The organism is Streptomyces sp. NBC_00083 (assembly GCF_026343295.1).
In the GTDB taxonomy this organism is placed as follows: Bacteria; Actinomycetota; Actinomycetes; order Streptomycetales; family Streptomycetaceae; genus Streptomyces.
Genome location: NZ_JAPELY010000005.1, coordinates 1 through 19,319 on the forward strand (window position 1 = coordinate 1; position 19,319 = coordinate 19,319).

The following is a 19,319-nucleotide window of genomic DNA, read 5'->3' on the forward strand; positions in this document are numbered from 1 at the left end:
CGTTGACCCCAAGAGCATCAAAGACCAAATCGTTACAGGTTTGGACGGTCTGGAGACTCGCCAGCTTGCGGCCATCGAGTCCGTTGTGCGCAATATGCATCGAAAGATTGAATTTCGCTCTGGAGATGCCACAGACCTCGTCAGTGAAGCCTTTCGTGACGAAATGTCCCTCTTTCTTGTAGTCCATCACGCCTTGCATGAGCGAGCCTTGAATAAGGAGAATTTCGAGTACGTATTCAAGCAATGTTTGATCGCATCCGGCGATCCGGAAGCTCGATTGAACCCTAACCAAAAACAAGCAAAATACGATGTCGAAGGCGCCGGCCAGCGATGGTCACTCAAGACCGAGTCGGGTGAATCCATGAGCCGGAACATGGTCAAGGTTGAGAAGCTAACCGAAGCTCTTTGGATCCGGGACAGCCTTACGGCAGAGGACTGCGCCCGAAACATTCGCGAGAGGGTGACACCGCGTCTGTTGGACTACGACAGAATCGTCGTACTGCGCGCCGTAAGGACAGGCAGCATGATCACCTATAGCATTGAAGAGATTCCACATAATACTCTATATTTGGCCTTGCAGAATGAAACTCATGCGGAGATTTTCTCGAAGGGAATTCGCGGGGGAAAGGAAGCAAAGAGCTTCGGAGCCGACTATCCACTCGCCGGAACTCAAAATAGACTATTCCGCATGCTGCTCGACACAAGCGTCGAAAAGGTTCGCATTTGGCACGCCCTGAAGGAGTGCCGCCATCACGGCTACTGGACTCTGCCAGCCTCTACACCGCCGAATGTTGCGGAACTGATCAAGCCAGAAAAAGCTGAGCTTCCTCCACAACGAGGTCATCAGCACGAAGAGTCGAGCCAGGAAGAATTGCCGCTTTGAGTTCCGGCGCCTCTCCTCCAAGAATCCAGGAAGCCGTGTGGGCCAACTGGAAAGAGATTAGCGGCGGGACCGCATCACCGATCTGACGGTACAGATTCTTGCGACTTTGACCGATGAACCTATAACCCTCAGGAAACCCATTCAGAATCGCCAACTCGCGAACTGTGCACTGCCGGTCTTGTTCGGGATGGGCGTAACGCCCATTGCCGACGTGTGAGCACTCACGTTTGATCGTGGGAGCAGGGCGATCCCAAAACATACGGCCATAAACGTCACAATAAGCATTTAGGCGGCCCGCTTCCACAGCTTTCCTCATGGACGGAATCAAATACTTCTCCGTCTCTGGAGTGCGCAGAAGATCGGCCCAGCTCCCACCGTCATGGGGGATTGCTGCAATACGCGCCAAAGATTCGCCCGCAAGTGCACTACTGGTGTGACTCTCGTCGCGGTGATGCTGCTCTCCAGAGCGAATTGCCGGCAAGTGACCGATAGCCCGCCGGACTGTCACCGCTTGCTCACGCACTGAGTATCCTCGCCAGATATCTTCGAGCGTGTACATAGGGAGGCCGGGAGCTGTCGCGACCACCAGAGCTCGATCACGCTGCTGAGGCAATCCGAATCTTGTCAGAACGTGCGATGACGCTCGAACTGTGTAACCCATCCCCTCAAGAGAACTCTTCAAGGCCTGGAAATGATGCCGAAAATTCCCGGTGAGTAGCTGCGGAACATTCTCCATAAGGAGAACTTTTGGTCGCATGACCGACACGTGATCCGCCACTTTTGCTACAAGTGAGTTTCTAGGGTCGTCCTGCGCCCAGTTCTTTGACACGGCGCGAGAGAACCCGGTGCATGGGGGGCACGCCAAGAGGACATCCACCCCTCTTGATGGAGAAATGCGTGCCGCAAGTTCATCCGCTTCGATAGCAGCAAGGTCCACGGCCATCGGCTTAATATCGATATTCGCTTCATAGGTGGCATTGCAGCCGATTGCACCATGTCCAGTGCTAGGCTTACCGACCTCCACATCCGCCGCACCGTACATCTTGAAGGACGAATGGGCATGAAAGCCGTAGCTCATACCTCCGCCTCCGGAAAAAAGATCCACAACGGAGTAAGCGTCAGCCGACGACAATTGATCTCCCCTTATTAAGAATAAATAATATCCTTGATCCGTCATCTAAGTCAAGTCGTTCAGGGGCTAGTAGGAACGTAATGCACACCCCAGAGTTCGACCCCAGTTCGCTACAACAGGCCCAACCAGAAAATAAAACACGCACGTAGCCTAGTAAATTCCCTCAGGTTCGGTCACGTTCGCGAGCTGTGTCGAGACACATGGCTACGGGCCAGGATGAACATGCCACTATCCCGTTCATTGACGCGGATGACTAGAGAGCGTGATGAGGCTCCATAACGCGGTCACGCGCACGCTGCGCGTCTCCCGCGAGGTCCAGCAAACTAGTAGTTGCGACAGAATCGCAGCGTCGCCGGCGCTCCTTAGACAAATGCCACAGCCGAACACAAGACGCCACAGGTGATCTAGCTGCGTGACCCAGTCGGACGGTGGCGGGATCCACACGGACGCCGAAGAACCATCGCAGGAACTCAAAGCCAGGTAGGCCCGCCGTCGATTACCTCCGAGGTTGCCTCGGCACAAGGCTGGCGCGCGTACTGGAAGGAGGAGGGACCGAACAACGGCCCGCTGACCGAGCAGGTACTTGCTTGGCTCGTCACTTCCAGGGGACGGGCCACTCCGATCACTGTGGACGCGCACGGAGATGTGGAGCGCTGACCGACTCATTCCGCCTGGCGGGAGTGAAGGAAGCCTCTGCCACCTGAGTGTCTAACTGCGTGACAACCGCGGCGCACAACCGCGGACAACCGTGGACGTCAGCGGACCAACAGCACAGGTGACAGGCACCGCAGTCCAAGCACAACGGCCGCCCCGAGTTGCTTCGGGACGAAGAGGTCGTGGGTTCAAATCCCGCCACCCCGACAGCCGAAACACCAGGTCAGGCCCGGTCTTCCTTCACGGAAGACCGGGCCTGATGTGCGTTGTGGACCTTCTGGGGAGTGAACGGGGAGTGGATCAAGGAATCTCACTCCCCCGGCGTCACCCCTGACGGGCCTTCAGCATGGCGTCGAGGGCACGCGCCGGGGACCGCGGATGCATGGCCAGTCGGGCGCTGAGCGCTTCCTCCCATTGTTCTGTCAGCCCGTCCATGAGCCGCTTCCTCATCCCCGGCGTGATGTGCGAGTAGCGCGCCTGCACGGAGCCGTCCTCGTGGCCCAAGCGCTCATCCATGAGCTTGGGCGGGGTCCCGAGATCTTCCATGACGGTCTTGTGTGTGTGCCTGAGTCCGTGCGGGGTGAGGCCCCCTGCGACCGGAAGCCAGCACGCGTTCGCTCGGCCGGCGGCATTACGCCCGCGCGCGGGGACCCCTGGCCACGGAGCGGCCAGCACCGGCACGGGCCGCGCTTCCTGCGGAGCCTTCTTCGGGTACCACCCTGTAGCGGACGGTTGGAACAACCACGTGCCGAACCCGCTCCGGCGCCAGTGTTCTGCCGTCTCGCTGGGCTGGCCGGCGCGGACGTATACGAGGTTCACGCTGGCCGCCTCTACCCTGACCCTCGCCCCTGCGGCGCCTGGCGATGTGGCCCGCCACAAGGTCAGACAGCCACGCCGGGGCGTCGATGGTGCGATAGGTCGTCCTTGGGTGGGCAGCGCTCGAACTCTCCTGAGTCCAGCTCGTAGAGCTGCCATTCCACGCGCAGCGACGTGGACCGCACGAACTCGCGCTCCAGGCCCACGATTTCACCCCACCGCATCCCCGTGTAGCCCTTGAGAACCACCGCCACGAACTCGTCATCCCCCCAGACAGCAGCGACGCTTGCTCCACGGTGTGTGGGGTGACGGCGGACGGGATGGGAGCTGGGGAGAGTGGTTGGGGCCAGGGCAGCGGGACTCTCGCCATGGAGCCACCGGAGCGCTAGATTGAACGCGTTCAAATATCAAGAGTGCGGGGGTACCGAGTGTCCATCGATGCGGTTGCCGATCGCAGGGTGGGGCGCGTATTGGGGCGGATGGGGCGGTGCGTCTTGACGTATCTCCTCCTTCACGGCGCCGCGTGGCTCGCTGTCTCACAGACGGTCTGGTGGGACGACACGTTCCTGGAGATCATGGCGCTGGGGATGGGCATGATGCTGTTCATTGGCATACCAACCGTGCTCATCGCGGTGTGCGCGGCATCGGTGCATCGCCATATGGATGTCGCCCGATTTCGCATGCTGCTAGGCATGTCGCTGGTCCTGTGCGCGTGGCCGCTCCTCGCCACCAGCGCGTCTGAGCCGCTGTTCTTCCAGGTTGTGGCACAGATCGCCTTCGCCGCGTTGATACCTGCGCCGCTCTTTCCCGAGAACTGGGTGGGGAGACCTGGTCGGCAAGGGCCTGTCCCAGGACACTGACCGGCGCCAGATCGCTCACGCTGGGGGCGACCGGCCGGATGGAGCCTCTGGTGCCCTGCCCCGTACTGGAGGCCCCGAGGCACCCCGAACGGCTGCGACATGCAACAGCTCTGAGTGGCACCGGCGCACGAGGCAGGCGCCACCCTGGACGAGTGAGATCATCCGTAGATGGCCGACGCGCGACGCGCGACTACCCCGGGGATGGACTCTTCAGCGGATCCGCGATGTATCCGGGGGGGCCGAGAGGCTGTCGCCCTGGATCCCGATCAGTCGGTGAAGCGGGTCGGCTTCGGCGAGGGCCACTAGATGCCATGCCCAGAGATCGCTCTCGGGTTCCGCGGCCTGTGTCTCGTGAAGCCTGTGGATGACGACGACTGGAACATGGGCAGCCCGTACGACAACGGCAGCACCGACTGTTGGACCGCCTGCGGCGACCTGGTATCACTGCCGGCCCCACACAAGGGCCACCTCATGCGCACCCTCGCACCGTCCTCGGTCCTCCCCCGGCCCGCGACCGCCGTACCCGTCCCGTTGTGGGCTCAACGTGTGGCGGCCGCGGCCTTATGGGCCTCGGTGCCGTCCGGGCTCTGGCGTTTCGCCGTGGTGGTCGGTGTGCCGCTCGGCCTGGCGAAGTCCCCGGCGAAGTCCGCGTACAGCTCGATGCTCCTGCCGGGCTGGGGGACCTCATCCTGCCCGCGTTGTGCGTGGTGCAGGAGGCCCGGCGGCAGGAAGGCCGGCGCTGGTGCGGACGCGGCGGGTCCCGGTCCTGGGCGGACGCCGCGTCTCCGTACCGGCCGCCGTGGTCCCCGCCGCGCTGGGCTCGCTCGCCTGCTCACGGTCTACGGCGTGCTCTTCGTCGGACCACGCTGCACGCCGAATCGGGCATCGCGCCCTGGGAGGGGAGTGGGTGACGAACCTCTGCTGCCTGATCGTGCGTCGCATGGGGGCCGCTGCTCGGCGTCGCCGCCGCACCCGCGACCCGGTGTGACTGCCCCGGGGTCAGGCCGGGCGGCCGGGGCTCTTCGTCAGGATGCTGGGCAGGACCAGGTCGAGGACGCGCTGGAGTTCCACTCCCAGGTCCACGCGCTTCAGGTCGTTCCGGCACAGGCGGAACAGCGCTCCCAGGTAGGCGTCGCGCAGCAGGTGGCCCACCTGGGTGGGCTCGGTGCCGGCGCGGATCTGGCCGCTCGCGATGCCGGTGCGGATCACGTCCGCGAACACCTCGGCGGTGTAGGGGTGTTCGGTGATCGGCAGGCCCGCCCGGACCCAGCACATCAGCATGATCTGGTTGAGCTCCGCCGCTTCCTCGCCGTTGATGCCGACGAGCGCCGCCATGCATCGGCCCAGCGCCTTGCTCACGTCCGCCTCCGCGAGCACCTCCTGGCGCAGCTTGTCCTCCAGCAGCTCCCTGCGCTGGTTGCTCCAGGTGCTGATCAGCTCTTCCTTGTGCTGGAAGTGGTTGAAGAACGTGCCCCGGGCGACATCGGCGCGCTCGGTGATGTCGTCGATCGTGGTCTGCTCGAACCCCTTCTCGGCGAAGAGGCTCAGGGCGGCGGAGAAGATCCGCTCTCTCATCCGCTGCTTGTTGCGTTCCCGGCGGCTCGTCGCGACAAGGGCGACGGACGTTTCGTCGGACATGCGTTCTCCTGTGGCGAGGGTGTCGGTGCCTAAGCCCTGCTCCACGGGTGGGGAGCTCTTCGGCCACCGACATGGCGCCCGTACAAGCCCGCGGGTGTACTAGGATTTAAGTTTAGAGTAATATACCAGCTTTGTGTCAGGCGAGGCGGGTCCGGGCCACCGGCGCCGCGCCCCCGGCCGGCTTCGAGGCCGCCGCCCGGCACGGGAGGATCTCACGCTCCCGGCTCCACGCCCAGCACCCCGGCGAACTCCGCCGCGAACGCCCGCTCCCTGCAGCCGTGTTGCCCAACGGACCTGGCTCATCCGTCGATTGACCGCCGAACCGTGGGCGGCGACGCCACGCCTGTTGTCCGGATCGGCCCAACTCGCCTTGCCGCAACGGCAGATGACCCGTCCGGGCAAGACCGCTCCACTCCGGCCGCCGCCCTTTTTGCCGAGAGACATCGATCACAGTGACGCCCCAGACGGATGGTGAAAAAGTACAATTCCTACGAGCGATCCTTTCTCGACCCCACGCCGATCGGAGCCGCACTCATGGGTGAGCAGACCCGGACGAAGACCACGCCTGGCACAGGGGCCAAGATCCCGCCCGAGGTGCTCAGCCGCTTCGCCGACGCGGGCGTCGACCTCGAAGCGATGTTCGCCGGCGGACACCTCGGCAACCGGATGGGCGTGGAACTCCTCGAAGCCACCTCCGACCGTGTCGTCGGCACCCTCCCTGTGGAGGGCAACACCCAGCCGTACGGCCTCCTGCACGGCGGCGCATCGGCGGTCCTCGCGGAACACCTGGGCTCCATCGGCGCGACGCTGTTCGCCGGCCCCGAGAAGGTGGCGGTCGGCGTGGAGCTCAGCTGCACCCACCACCGGGGGATGCGCTCGGGAACGGTCACCGGCACGGCGACTCCGGTCCACCGCGGGCGCACCATGGCGACGTACGAGGTCGTCATCACCGACGAACAGGGGCGGCGCGTCTGCACGTCCCGCCTGACCTGCCTCATCCGCGACGCGGTCCCGCAGGAGTAGGCGAGGGGGAGACACAGGAGCAGGCGCGCGGGAGGCGGCCGGGCCGCGGGGGCGGGGGCGCGCGGCGCTCCCCCGGCGGCCGGCTACTTCGTGCCGCCGGCCGTGCCGCCGGCCGTGTCGTCGGCGACGGAGCTGTCGCTGACGATGCTGGGCAGCAGGAAGTCCACGATGCCCTGCAACTCCGCGGCCAGGCCCGCCCCGTCGCCCTTCAGGTCGCCGCGGCACCAGCGGAACAGCGCCCCCAAGTAGGCGTCCCGCAGCAGGTACCCGACCTGGACGGGGTCGACGCCGGACTTGATGCGGCCCTCCGCCACCCCGGTCCGGATCACGTTGGCGAACACCTCGGCCGTACGCGGCGGTTCGGTGATGGGCAGGCCCGCCCGCACCCACGAGGTGAGCATGACCCGGTTGAGCCCTGGCTGCTCCTCCTCGTTGACCTCGACGAGCGCTGACATGCACCGCCCGAGGGCAACACCCGGGTCGTCGTTCACGGGGGCCCCCTGCCGCAGCTTCTCCTCGAATCGCGTAAGGCGCTGACTGCTCCAGGTCGTGACGAGCTCTTCCTTGTGCTGGAAGTGGTTGAAGAACGTGCCGCGCGCGACATCGGCGCGCTCCGTGATGTCGTCGACCTTCGTCTGCTCGAAGCCCTTCTCGGCGAACAGGCTCAGGGCAGCGGAGAAGATACGTGCCCTCATCCGCTGCTTGTTGCGTTCGCGGCGGCCCGTGGCGACGGGTGCGACGGATGCGGTCGGCGCAACAGGCGATTCAGCAAACATTCGCTCTCCAGCGACAAGGGAGTGGGCCTCATGACGATGTGGCGCGTGAAGGCCCGTAGGGCTGGGCACAGTTCTCCTCTACAGATTTATACCAGAATTTAACTTTGATGCAAGGTATTCATTTACATCTCAGTCGATGCCACCAGCTGGCCGATGCTCTCCCGCCCGAGCAGACGCCCCACGGGCAGGTCGATGCCCAGGGCGGTCCGTATGCGCTGGCGCAGCTTGACGGCCGCGATGGAATCGAGGCCCAGCTCGCGCAACGGGCGTCTGCGGTCGATGCGTTCGGGCTTCATTCCGAGCAGGGCCGCGGCGTGCGTCAGCACCACCGTCTCGCCGTCGGCGGCCGGCTCCGCGCCGTCGGCCGGCCCGGGTGCGGGCCGGCTCGCGGGCTCGGGCGCCGGCGGTGCGGGCTCGGGCGCCGCGGAATCCCGCTCGGGCGCCGCGGGCCGGGCCTCCTCCGCGCCCGCCTGGCCGGTCAGCCGCAGCAGCTGGACGCCGTGCAGCTCCGCCAGGACGTGTCCCCCGTCGTCGGAGTGGATCACCACGTCCGCCCGGACGACGGAGTCCCAGGGCGCCGAGCCGTCGTGCGGGACCGGGTGCAGCACGGCCGAACTCCACACCGGCTTCGTCAGATCGGTGTAATCGCCGTGCGCCGTCAGGGAGTCGACGCCGACCGGCAGATAGGTGTAGCTCGCGCCGTCCGGCCCGGTGCGGGGCAGCACCGCGAGCAGCGGCTGCAGCAGGATCTCCCACGCCGCGGGGTGCCCGGGGGCCGACAGACGCATCCGGGCCACCGCCCGGCCGTCCCGCCGCCAGAGCCGGCAGACGCCCGCGAGGTCGCCGGGCACCTCGTATCCGTACCCCCGGATCTCGTCGTAGAAGTCCGGGCCCGCCAGGTACGCGGTGCAGTGCGCGAGCAGCGCGTCCAGGCTCTCGCCCGTGCCGCCGCCGGTGCGCGGGGACGACGTGACGCGGGCCGTCAGGCAGGTCCTGGCGGGCGCGCCCGCCGGTCCCGGGGCGACGAGCTGGACCGTCGCGAGGTGGTCGGCGCCCTCGGGGCGCAGCGTGATCCGCAGGGAGGCCCCGTGCGCCTGGGCGCGGTCGACCAGCCCTCCGCTCAGCCTGATGTCCTCGATCCGGTGGTGACCGCCGAGTTCGGACCGCGCGGCGCTCAGCACGGCGTCGACGTACAGCATCGGCGGCACCACGGCCGTGCCGCGGAACGAGATCCCCAACGCCTCGGCGCCCAGCGGCCGTTCGTAGGTGTAGCCGGTGGGCTGCGGCTGGGGCGGCGCCTCCCGCAGGTGCTCGTTGTCCCAGGGGTAGCGGGGCAGGGGCACGGGGCGCGCGCCGCGCCGGAACCACCGGGCGAAGTCGACGACCGCGCCCGACGCGTGGAGGCGGCCGGCCGCGCGGGCGAGTTCGGCGGCCTCGTCCTCCTTGCGGTGCAGGGAGGCGACGGTGAGGTAGGGGGCGCCGATCGCGTCCAGGGTCTCCTCGACGGCCGACGTCAGCAGCGGGTGCGGGCTGATCTCCAGGAAGACGCTCTCCTCCTCCTTCGCCAACTGCTCCACGGCACCGGCGAACCGCACGGGGCGCCGCAGGTTGTCCATCCAGTACGCGGCGGTGAGCGCCGTGCCGGGCACGGGCTCGGCGCGCACGGTCGAATGGAGCGGCAGCGATGTGGCGCGCGGTGCGAGGCCGGTCAGGGCGGCGAGCAGCCCGGGGCGCAGCGGGTCCATGTCGGGGGAGTGCGAGGCGACGCTGACGTTGACGAACCGGGCCAGCCGGCCGCGTTCCGTCAGGTCCTCGGCGAGCGCGGCGAGGTGTCCGGGGTCTCCGGCCAGGACGGTGGAGCGCGGTGAGTTCTCCACGGCGACGCACAGCGCGCCCGACGACCGCTCCGCGATCCGTTCGGCCTCGTCCGGGGACAGGTCGGTGGCCAGCATCCGCCCCCGGCCGCCGAGCCGGCGCATCAGCCGGCTGCGCCGGCAGATGACCGCGGCCGCGTCCGGCACCGAGAGGGCGCCGGCGACCACGGCCGCGGCGGTCTCGCCCATGCTGTGCCCGACGCACGCGGACGGATCGACGCCGAGATCGGCCCAGAGGGCGGCCAGCGACACCTCCATCGCCCACAGGGCCGGCTGGACCACGTCGATCTCGCCGGGGAACTCCTCGTGCGCGCTCTCCAGCAACTCGACCACGGACCAGCCGAGTTCGCGCCGGATCGCGGCGTCGCACTCGGCCATGCGCTCGCGGAAGGCGGGGAACGCCCGGAGCAGGCCGCGTCCCATGCCGGGCCACTGCGCGCCCTGTCCGGGGAAGACGAACACCGTCTGCCGGCGCGGGCCGAAGCCGGCCTCGCCGCGTCCGCCGTCGGTGATCTCCTCGCCGGCCGCGAGCGCGTCGAGCCGGCCGGCGATCTCCTCGCGGCTGTGGCCGATCACCCACATCCGGTACGGGTGGTGGTCGCGGCGCAGTGCGGCGGCGGCGCAGATCTCGCTCAGCGGCTCGTGGTGGCCCGCGCCGCCGGGTCGCAGATGGCGGGCGTAGGCCGTCGCGAGGCGGTCGAGGGACTGCTCCGAACGGGCGCTGATCACCAGCAGGTGGGGGCGTCCGTCGGCGGTGTCGGGCGTGGTCGCGGTGGTGCTGTCGCGGGGGTGACGGGCCACGACGACATGGGCGTTGGTGCCGGACAGGCCGAAGGAGCTGACCCCGAGGTACGTCTCGTCGCGCTCCTCCAGGGGTTCGTTCTCGGTGACGACGTGCAGGGGCGACCGCGGGTCTTCGAGCAGCGGGTTGGGCCGGTTCACGTGGAGCGATGCGGGGATCACGCCGGTGCGGGCGATCAGGACGGTCTTGATCAGTCCTGCGATGCCGGCTGCTGCCTCCGCATGGCCGATGTTGCTCTTCACCGAACCGATCCTGAGCGGCCGGTCCGGCGCGCGGTCGGAGCCCAACGCCCGTGCCAGTGCGGCTAGTTCGACCGCGTCGCCGACCGAGGTGCCGGTGCCGTGCGCCTCCACGTAGCTGAGGTCGGCCGGGGATATCCCGGAGCTGCGGCAGGCATCGCGGAGCATGTCGGCCTGGCCCGGGACGGAGGGCTTGACCAGCAGCCCGCTGCTGCGGCCGTCGTTGTTGACCGCGCTGCCGGCCAGCACCGCGAGGACCTGGTCGCCGTCGCGCCGGGCGTCCGCGAGGCGCTTGAGCAGCACGACGCCGACGCCGTCACTGCGGACGAACCCGCGGGCATCGGCGTCGCCGAACGCGCAGCGGCCCTCCGGCGAGAGCATGTCCGCCTGCGAGTAGGCGATGGAGTCCCGGGGCGCGAGGACCACGTTGGCGCCGCCGACGACGGCGAAGTCGCTCTCCCCGGTGAGCAGGCTCTGCCGGGCCATGTGCACCGCGACCAGCGACGAGGAGCAGGCGGTGTCGAGCACGACGCTCGGGCCGCGCAGGTCCAGCGCGTACGAGATGCGGCCCGCGGCCATCGACCGTAACTGGCTGCCGATGGTGCGGCGGATGTCCTGCTCGGTCAGCGGCCGGTGCTCGTCGCCGTATTCGGAGGTCGCCTGCCCGACGAAGACACCGGTGCGGCTGCCGGCCAGGGCGGACGGGCGGACGCCCGCGTCCTCCAGCGCCTCCCACACGACTTGGAGCAGCACGCGGTGCTGGGGGTCGATGGTGCGGGCCTCCGCGGGCGAGATGCCGAAGAACGCGGGGTCGAAGGCGAAGGGGTCGTCGATGAACCCGCCTCTGGCCGAAACCGACTTGCCCGGGGTGGCCCCGTCGGGAGCGTGGTAGGCGGCGGCGTCGTACCGGTCGCCCGGAATCGCCGTCACGCTGTCGGCCTTGCCGATCAGACGCTCCCAGAACTCGTCGGCGTTGGCGGCCCCGGGAAATCTGCACCCCAGGCCGATGACGGCGATCGAGCGGTCGGACGCTACTTCGGGCTGATCCATGAGGCGTACCTGCCTTCGTGCGAGCGAAGCATCGGTGCTGCAGGAGAGATAGTCGTCCAATCATTGATGCGAGGTCAAGATTGAACCCACACCGCCTAGTTGACCCGCTGGACACCGACTACGCCCCCCACCTGCGCCGCTCTCTCAGGACCCTCGCGAACCCTCCCGGCGGGTGTGACTCAGGTCGCTCGCCTCCTTGGCTTCCAGTAAAAAGTGATACTTGCATCTAACCTCGACTCGTGGTGCCATCTTGTCCGGCAGTTGACGAATCTCAAGGAGGCACCAGACATGCCGAGTACGGGGTTACGGATCAACGGCGGCGAGGCCGACGTCGCGTACGGCATCCACGGCAGCGGCCCGGCTCTGGTCCTGGTGCACGGCACCGGAACCCGTGGCGAAGCCTGGGACGAGCAAGTGCAAGAACTTCAGGGGAAGTTCACCGTCGTCACCCCGGATCTGTCCGGTTCCGGCGGTACGGTCGATCACGGCGGACCGCTGACCCTGGACGACCTGGTCGCCGAAGTCCTCGCGGTGGCCGACCACGCCGGGCTCGACACCTTCCACATCGCCGGCCACTCCCTCGGCGCGGTGGTGGCGCTGCGCCTGGCGGCCGACCACCCCGAGCGCGTCCGCTCGGTCGTCTCGCACGCAGGCTGGGCGTACACCGACGAGCGGATGACGGCCGACTTCCGCTACTGCCTCGATCTGCTGCGCACCGACGCCGAGTTGGGCACCTCACTGGTCCCGCAGATGTTCCCGCTGGCCACCCTCGGCCCCCGCTACTGGGCGGCGACCGACCGGGCCTCGCACGAGAAGCTCGTCCAGCAGATCGCGGAGAACGGCCAGCCCGGCACCGCCCGGCAGTTCGAGGTCGGCCTCACCGTCGACCTGCGTCCGCTGCTCGGCCGGATCACCGCGCCGGTCCTGGTGTTCGCCAGCACCCACGACCGCGTCTGCGGGGCGAACCAGCAGCAGCTGCTGCGCGAGGGGATAGCCGGCGCCTCCTACGCCGAGATCGACACGGGCCACAACGCCCTGGCGGAGGACCCCCAGGGGTTCGCCGAGGTGCTCGGCTCGTTCCTCACGCAGCACGCCGGCGCCTGAGAGCGGCGTCCGCGGACCGCGCCCCCGGGGCCTTCCCGGCCCTCGCGACCCACCCCCGCGACACACCGATTGTTGGAGGAAGTTCATGTCCGTTTGGCTGATCACCGGCAGCTCCCGTGGCCTCGGCCTGCACATCGCCCGGGAGGCGCTCGCCCAGGGCCATCAGGTCGTCGCGACGGCGCGCGACGCGGAGGCCGTGCGCGCCGCGCTCGGCGAGGCCGGCGGTGAGCTGCTGGCCCTGCCGCTCGACGTGACCGACGAGCGGCAGGCACAGGAGGTGGCGCAGGCCGCGGTCGAGCGCTTCGGCCGGATCGACGTCCTGGTCAACAACGCCGGCCGGGGTCTGCTCGGCGCCGTGGAGGAGGCGTCGGACGCCGAGGCGCGCGCGGTCTTCGACATCAACGTCTTCGGTCTGCTCGCCGTCACCCGGGCGGTCCTGCCGCACCTGCGCCGGCAGCGCTCCGGCCGGATCCTCAACATCAGCTCGGTCGGCGGATTCACCGCCGGCTCGGGCTGGGGCGTCTACAACAGCACCAAGTTCGCCGTCGAGGGCCTCAGCGAGGCGCTGCGCGCCGACCTCGCGCCGCTCGGCATCCACGTCACCATCATCGAACCCGGGGTCTTCCGCACCGACTTCCTCGACGACTCCTCGCTGCACCGCACCACCGCGATCGACGACTACGCGGGGACCGTCGGCAAGACCCGCACCTGGGCGCTGGACACCAACCACCAGCAGCCCGGCGACCCGGCCAAGGCCGCGCGGGCGATCGTCACCGTGTCCGAGGCGGACGAGCCCCCGCTGCGCCTGCCGCTCGGCGCGGACTGCGTCGCCCGCGTCGAGAGCAAGCTCGAAAGCGTCGCCAAGGAGCTCGACGCCTGGCGGGAGATCGCGCTGGACACGGCCATCTGACCAACCGTCCCCGGAAAAGGAGGACTCCGATGCGCTCGGGGAGTTCGGCCGGGCGGGTGGACCCGCGGGTGTGGCTGCTCGCGCTGGGAACATTCGCCACCGGCACCGACCTGTTCATCGTCTCCGGACTGCTCCCGGCAGTGGGCCGGGACCTGCACCTCTCGACGGCACTCGCGGGCCAGACCTCCACGGCGTTCGCCGCCGCGTACGCGGTGGGGGCGCCGATCCTGGCCGGACTCACCGCCAGGTTCCGGCGCAAGCCGCTGCTCATCTCCGTCATGCTGGTCTTCGGCCTCGGCAACGCCCTGTCGGCCGTCTCGGCCAACTTCACCGTGCTGCTCATCAGCCGTGTGATCACCGGCGCGGGCGCCGCCCTGTACTCGGCCAACGCCTCCGCGGTCGCCGCCCGCATCAGCCCGCCCGAGGTGCGCGGCCGGGCCCTGGCCATCGTCTACGCGGGCATGACGAGCGCCATCGCCTTCGGTGTGCCGATCGGCAACTGGATCGGTGAACTCGCCTCCTGGCGCTGGGCGTTCGGCCTCGTCGCGTTCCTCGCGGCCGTGACGGTCGTCGGCATCGGGTTCTTCCTGCCTGACGTGCCCGCGGGCCCCGGCGCCACGGTGCGGGAGCGGATGTCCGCGATCCGGATCCCGCAGGCCCGTACCCACCTGCTGGTGACGGCGGCCTGGACCGCCGGAACGTTCACCGTCTACACCTACCTCGGCTCCATCCTGGAGCAGATCACCGGACTCTCCGCGGGCCAGCAGTCGTGGATCCTGCTGCTCTTCGGCGTCGGCAGCTTCGGCGGGGTCTTCGTCGGCGGCCGGCTCGCCGACCGGTTCGGCTCGGTCGTCGGACTCACCCTCACCATCAGCGCGCTGGGCGTCTGGCTGATCATCCTCACCCCGGCCATCCGCTGGCCGCTGGCCGCCGCGATAGCCGTCGGGGTGTGGGGGCTGGTGCACTGGCCCAGCTTCCCGCTCCTGCTGCACCGCGCGCTCGGCATCGGCGGGGACCGCGGCGACATGCTCCTCGCGCTCAACAACAGCGCCGTCTACGTGGGGCAGATGATCGCCGCCGCGGTCGGCGGGCTGCTGGCCAACGCCGGCCTGCTCCGCTGGAACCCGCTGGCCGGCGCCGGCTTCGAGCTGCTCGCCGGCCTCGCCCTCGTCGTCAGCGTGGGCGCACTGCGCGGCCGTACCGGCAAACGCACCCGGCCGGCGACGCCCACCGAAGCCGAGACCAGTCCCGCCCTGCGCGGGTGAAACGTGCCCCGGCCGCGGGCGGCGTCATCCCCCGTCGTACCGCCCCGGCCGGGGCGCCCCCACACGATCCGTCCTCGCTCACGAAGGAATCACCTCCCGAAGGAAGGACGCAGCATGCCCGCTCACCAGGAGATGGAGGTCGAGGCGGGACCCCGTCTCGCCCCGGAGGTCCGCGCCCTCGCGGACGGGCCGAACTTCGCCGCCCTGACCACCCTGATGCGCGACGGAACCCCGCAGACCCAGATCGTGTGGGTCTCCACCGCGGGTGACTACCTCGCCCTCAACAGCGAGGTGGCGCGGCAGAAGGTGCGCAACCTGCGCCGCGATCCGCGGGCCACCGTCACCATCTGGCAGCACGGCGACCCCCTGAACTTCGCCGAGATACGCGGCCGGGTGGTCAAGGAGGTCCTCGGCGCCGAGGCCCGCGAGCACATCGACGAGCTGTCCCGCAAATACCTGGGCGGCCCGTTCGCCGACGAGTTCATCACCTCGGACCGCGTGATGCTCCTCATCGAACCCGACCGCCAGCTCGTCCGCGACCACGCGCGCTGGGTGGCGGGGCTGCCGCTGCCCCAACAACAGCACCAGTGACCAACAGCAGCGAACAACAGCACCAGTGACCCGGAATCGTCCACTCATGCGTGAGGAGTCACAGTGAAACGCCGCATTCTGATCATCGGCGGGGGCATCGGCGGGCTTGCCGCCGGCGCCGCGCTCGGACAGCAGGGCATAGAGACCACGATCGTCGAGATCCAGTCGGAGAACCTCGTCGCCGGCGTCGGCATCAACATCCCCGGCAACGCGCTGCGGGCCCTGGACCGGATCGGCCTGCTCGACGACGTCCTCGCCCACGGCTTCACCTTCGACCGGGTCGACTTCCACGACTCGGCATCCCGGCTGCTGCTCGCCCTGCGCTCGAAGCTGGGCGTCGGGGGCGTCCCCCCCAACTGCGCCATCCAGCGCAGGGACCTGGCCCGGATCCTGGAGAAGGCCTGCGTCGACGTGGGCACCCAGATCCGCTACGGCACGTCCGTGCAGGACATGCGCACCACCGCCGACGGCGGGGTCGCGGCCACCCTCACCGACGGCAGCACCGAACAGTACGACCTGGTGGTCGCGTTCGACGGCATCCGGTCCTCCTTCCGCAAGGCGGCCCTCGGCATCGAGCCCCGCTTCACCGGCTACTCGGTGTGGCGGGTCGCCCTGGAGCGGCACCCCGACGTCACCCGGAACATGTACTTCCAGGGCATGGGCACCAAGGCGGGCCTCTTCCCGCTCAACGAGGCCGTCATGTACCTGCTGCACGTGACGCCGGAGCCGGGCAATCCGCGCCACGCCAAGGAGCAGTTCTACAGCCACCTCACCGAACGGCTCGACGGCTACACCGGTCTGATCGGCGAACTGCGCGACCGCATCAAGCCCGACGACGACATCGTGTACGCGCCGATCGAGGAGGTGCTCCTCCCGCTTCCCTGGTACCACGAAGGGCTGCTGCTGCTCGGGGACGCCGCCCACGCCATGGCGCCGCACCGTACCCAGGGCGCGGCCATGGCCATCGAGGACGCCGCCGTACTCGGCGAGACGCTCGGCCGCGACGGCGACCTGCGGGAGCTGATCGCCGAGTTCCAGGAGCGCCGCTTCGTCCGCGCCAAGATCGCCCAGGACGCCTCCCGCGACATCCTCCTGGCCGAGATGAACACCGCCGACCAGGCGGCCCTCGACCGGCAGACCGCCTTCATCAGGAACGGCCTCGAAGGGGTGTCCCACCAAGTGGACGACGCGCTCAACCAGCCGTTCTGATGCCGCTCCGCTCCGAAGGGACGAACGCGTGACCATCACCCCCGACCAGCTGCCCGATCCGCACCGGCCACCTTCGGCGGAGGCCGGCTTCGACGCCCACGTCCGCGCCATGATGGCCTGGCACTTCGACGACCGCACGGGCTCACCGTTCTGGCTGGCCCGCCGCGCGCAGCTGGGCTTCGACCCGCGCACCGACGTCACCGGCGCGCACGATCTGCTCCGCTTCCCCGATGTCAGCCGCGACCTGCGCACCACCCCCGCGGCCGACCTCATACCCGCGGGAGCCGCACCCGGGCAGGCCTTCCGCGTCTTCGAGTCGGGCGGCACCACCGGCGCACCCAAGCGGATCGTCGACGGCGCCTACCGCTCCCGGATGGGGGTCTGGACCCGGCGGCTGCTGACCCGGCACGGCGTACCCGAGACCGGCGATTGGCTGCACCTGGGCCCCACCGGCCCGCATGTGGTCGCCTTCGACACCTCCCGCTACGCCGAGCCCTCCGGCGGCCTGTGCCACACCGTCGACCTCGACCCGCGCTGGGTCAAACGCCTGCTGGGCGCCGGGCGGCAGCAGGAGGCCGACGACTACATCGACCACCTCCTCGACCAGGCCCGCGAGGTCCTGCTGAGCCAGCCGGTGCGCGTCCTGAGCACCACACCCCCGCTGATCGAGGCCATCTGCGCCCGGCCCGACCTGTACGAACTCGTCGCGTCGCGCGTCCAGGCCATCATCTGGGCCGGCACCTCCTTCAGCCCCGAAAGCCTGCGGCTGGTCCAGGAGGACTTCTTCCCCGACGCCCGCGTGGTCGGCATCTACGGCAACAGCCTCATGGGCGTGGCCCCCCAGCGCGTACGGACACCCCAGGACAGCTACCCGTGCGTCTTCGAGCCGTTCGCCGAGACCACCCGCCTGGACCTGGTCGACGAGGCCGGCGAGCAGGTCGGGTACGGCGAGCGCGGCCGGGTCCGGCTGCACCTGGTCAGCGAGGAGATGTTCCTGCCCAACGTGCTGGAACGCGACAGCGCCGTCAGGGTCCCGCCGTCCGTGGACGGCGGCGTCGACGGCCTCGCCGAGGTGACCAGCGTGGCGACCTTCGAGGACGCCGACGTCGTGGAGGGGGTGTACTGAGTGCTCGCCATCGACCCCTTCGTCGCCGGTGAGAGCCGGCCGAGCGCCGACCGCGCCGTCCTGCGGGACGTGCACGGCGAACCGCTCGCCGATGTCGGCCTCGCCCCGCGGCTCGCCGCGCAGGCCGCCGTCGACCGGCTGCGCCGGCTCGCCGACGGTCTGCCGCCCGAGCCCGAGGTCTTCCGCACCGCCGCGCGGCTGTTCGCCACGGCCGAGCTGGACGGCGAGAGCCCCGACGCCTACGTGCACCGCACCGTGCGCGGTACGGGACTCGCGTCCACCACGGTCCGGCGCGCCCTGACGGACATGGCCACCGAGATCGAGGCGCTGCCCGCGGCCGCCGCCGCGGAGCTGCCCGCCGCGCGACTGCGTCCGACCCACCGCGTCCACCGGGCGCCCTCCGGCCGGATCTTCACGGCCGTGATGGCGAGCAACCACCCGCTGCCGCACGCCACTTGGGTGCAGCCGCTCTACCACGGCTACAGCGTCGTCGTACGGCCCGGCAGCCGCGACCCGTTCACGCCGCGCCGGCTGGCCGCCGCCCTGCTCACCGCCGGACTGCCGCCGGAGAAGCTGGCGTTGCTGCCGAGTCCGCACGCCGTCGGATCGTTCCTCCTGAACGCCGCCGACCGGGGCATCGTCTACGGCAACGACCAGGCGGTGAGCGCCTGGGCCGATCACGCCCGGGTGGCCACCCGCGGCCCCGGTCGCTCCCGGGCGCTGCTCGACGCGCCCCTGACCGATGCCCTCCTGGATCACCTGGCCCTGAGCGCCGCCTTCGACGGCGGCACCCGGTGCACCAACCTCTCCGCCGTCTTGACCAGCAACGACGTCCACGCCACCGCGTCCGCTCTCGCCGAACGGCTGGCACGCATCCCGGTGCTGCCGGCCCTGGACCCGCGCAGCGAGCTGCTCGTCGTGGGCCACGAGCGCGCCGACGCGCTGCGCCGGCAGATGGCGAAGCTGGCCACCGAACTCGGCGACCACAGCACCCCGCTGTACGGCGACGACTTCCTCGTCGACCTCGGCGACGGCTCCTTCCTGCCGCGCCCGATGGTCCTGGCCGCCGACCGCGCCGACCATCCGGCCGTCGGTACGGAGCTGGCGTTCCCGTTCGTCGTGGTCGCCCCCTGGAGCCCGGCCGACGGCATCGCGCCGCTGCGGCCCTCGCTCGTGCTCAACCTGCTGACCGACAACGCCGAGATCACCGGCCGGGCGCTGCTCGACCCGTCCGTACGGAAGATCACCGACGGCGCCGTCCTGCCCTGGGAGCCGGTGCCGGGCATGCCGCACGACGGCAACTACACCGCGTTCCTCCTGGACGCCAAGGGCGTCGTCACCCCGGCCGGCTGAGCCGGCCCCTTCCC

Annotated in this window: 14 protein-coding genes and 1 pseudogene; 10 read left to right on the plus strand and 5 right to left on the minus strand. The window is 69.2% G+C overall.

Annotated elements, in window-relative coordinates; all coding sequences use genetic code 11:
* A partial coding sequence (locus OOJ98_RS32665) for a hypothetical protein (RefSeq protein ID WP_267058752.1) occupies positions 1–883 on the plus strand: 883 nt, incomplete at its 5' end.
* Here OOJ98_RS32665 and OOJ98_RS32670 read toward each other — a convergent pair.
* Complete coding sequence (locus OOJ98_RS32670) at positions 804–2,060, minus strand: DNA cytosine methyltransferase (protein ID WP_267058753.1); 1,257 nt, start codon at positions 2,058–2,060, stop codon at positions 804–806. The two genes, OOJ98_RS32665 and OOJ98_RS32670, sit on opposite strands and share 80 nt — an antisense overlap.
* A 933-nt stretch (positions 2,061–2,993) precedes the next feature.
* Positions 2,994–3,777: pseudogene (locus tag OOJ98_RS32675) on the minus strand (LacI family transcriptional regulator); the annotation flags it as partial.
* 202 nt (positions 3,778–3,979) lie between these two features.
* On the opposite strand from OOJ98_RS32675, the gene OOJ98_RS32680 reads away from it, so the two are divergent.
* Positions 3,980–4,345 (plus strand): hypothetical protein, encoded by a 366-nt coding sequence (locus tag OOJ98_RS32680; protein WP_267058754.1) that lies wholly within the window; start codon positions 3,980–3,982, stop codon positions 4,343–4,345.
* 999 nt (positions 4,346–5,344) lie between these two features.
* Here the strand turns inward: OOJ98_RS32680 and OOJ98_RS32685 are convergent.
* Complete coding sequence (locus OOJ98_RS32685) at positions 5,345–5,983, minus strand: TetR/AcrR family transcriptional regulator (RefSeq protein WP_267058755.1); 639 nt, start codon at positions 5,981–5,983, stop codon at positions 5,345–5,347.
* Between the two features lie 534 nt (positions 5,984–6,517).
* On the opposite strand from OOJ98_RS32685, the gene OOJ98_RS32690 reads away from it, so the two are divergent.
* Positions 6,518–7,006, plus strand: coding sequence for a PaaI family thioesterase (locus OOJ98_RS32690; RefSeq protein ID WP_267058756.1), 489 nt, complete (start codon positions 6,518–6,520; stop codon positions 7,004–7,006).
* A gap of 83 nt (positions 7,007–7,089) precedes the next feature.
* Here the strand turns inward: OOJ98_RS32690 and OOJ98_RS32695 are convergent, their stop codons facing one another.
* Together OOJ98_RS32695 and OOJ98_RS32700 are read right to left on the minus strand one after the other, a co-directional pair.
* Positions 7,090–7,701: a TetR/AcrR family transcriptional regulator gene (locus OOJ98_RS32695; RefSeq protein ID WP_267058757.1), complete on the minus strand. Its 612-nt coding sequence runs from the start codon at positions 7,699–7,701 to the stop codon at positions 7,090–7,092.
* A 203-nt stretch (positions 7,702–7,904) separates the two neighbouring features.
* The gene (locus OOJ98_RS32700) at positions 7,905–11,747 is read right to left on the minus strand and encodes a type I polyketide synthase (RefSeq protein WP_267058758.1); all 3,843 of its coding nucleotides are present in this window, start codon (positions 11,745–11,747) and stop codon (positions 7,905–7,907) included.
* A gap of 288 nt (positions 11,748–12,035) precedes the next feature.
* On the opposite strand from OOJ98_RS32700, the gene OOJ98_RS32705 reads away from it, so the two are divergent.
* From OOJ98_RS32705 to OOJ98_RS32735, 7 genes are all read left to right on the plus strand, one after another.
* Positions 12,036–12,851 carry an alpha/beta fold hydrolase gene (locus tag OOJ98_RS32705; protein ID WP_267058759.1) on the plus strand — a complete coding sequence of 272 codons (816 nt, stop codon included), beginning with the start codon at positions 12,036–12,038 and terminating at the stop codon, positions 12,849–12,851.
* Positions 12,852–12,936: 85 nt separating this feature from the next.
* Positions 12,937–13,761 carry an oxidoreductase gene (locus OOJ98_RS32710; protein WP_267058760.1) on the plus strand — a complete coding sequence of 275 codons (825 nt, stop codon included), beginning with the start codon at positions 12,937–12,939 and terminating at the stop codon, positions 13,759–13,761.
* A gap of 29 nt (positions 13,762–13,790) precedes the next feature.
* Positions 13,791–15,026, plus strand: a complete 1,236-nt coding sequence (locus tag OOJ98_RS32715) for an MFS transporter (protein WP_267058761.1) — start codon at positions 13,791–13,793, stop codon at positions 15,024–15,026.
* A 114-nt stretch (positions 15,027–15,140) separates the two neighbouring features.
* Complete coding sequence (locus tag OOJ98_RS32720) at positions 15,141–15,617, plus strand: PPOX class F420-dependent oxidoreductase (RefSeq protein ID WP_267058762.1); 477 nt, start codon at positions 15,141–15,143, stop codon at positions 15,615–15,617.
* A gap of 63 nt (positions 15,618–15,680) precedes the next feature.
* Complete coding sequence (locus tag OOJ98_RS32725) at positions 15,681–16,826, plus strand: FAD-dependent monooxygenase (RefSeq protein WP_267058763.1); 1,146 nt, start codon at positions 15,681–15,683, stop codon at positions 16,824–16,826.
* Between the two features lie 28 nt (positions 16,827–16,854).
* Positions 16,855–17,952: a phenazine biosynthesis protein gene (locus OOJ98_RS32730; protein ID WP_323177960.1), complete on the plus strand. Its 1,098-nt coding sequence runs from the start codon at positions 16,855–16,857 to the stop codon at positions 17,950–17,952.
* Positions 17,953–19,305 carry an aldehyde dehydrogenase family protein gene (locus OOJ98_RS32735; RefSeq protein ID WP_267058764.1) on the plus strand — a complete coding sequence of 451 codons (1,353 nt, stop codon included), beginning with the start codon at positions 17,953–17,955 and terminating at the stop codon, positions 19,303–19,305.
* The last annotated feature ends 14 nt before the right edge of the window (positions 19,306–19,319 follow it).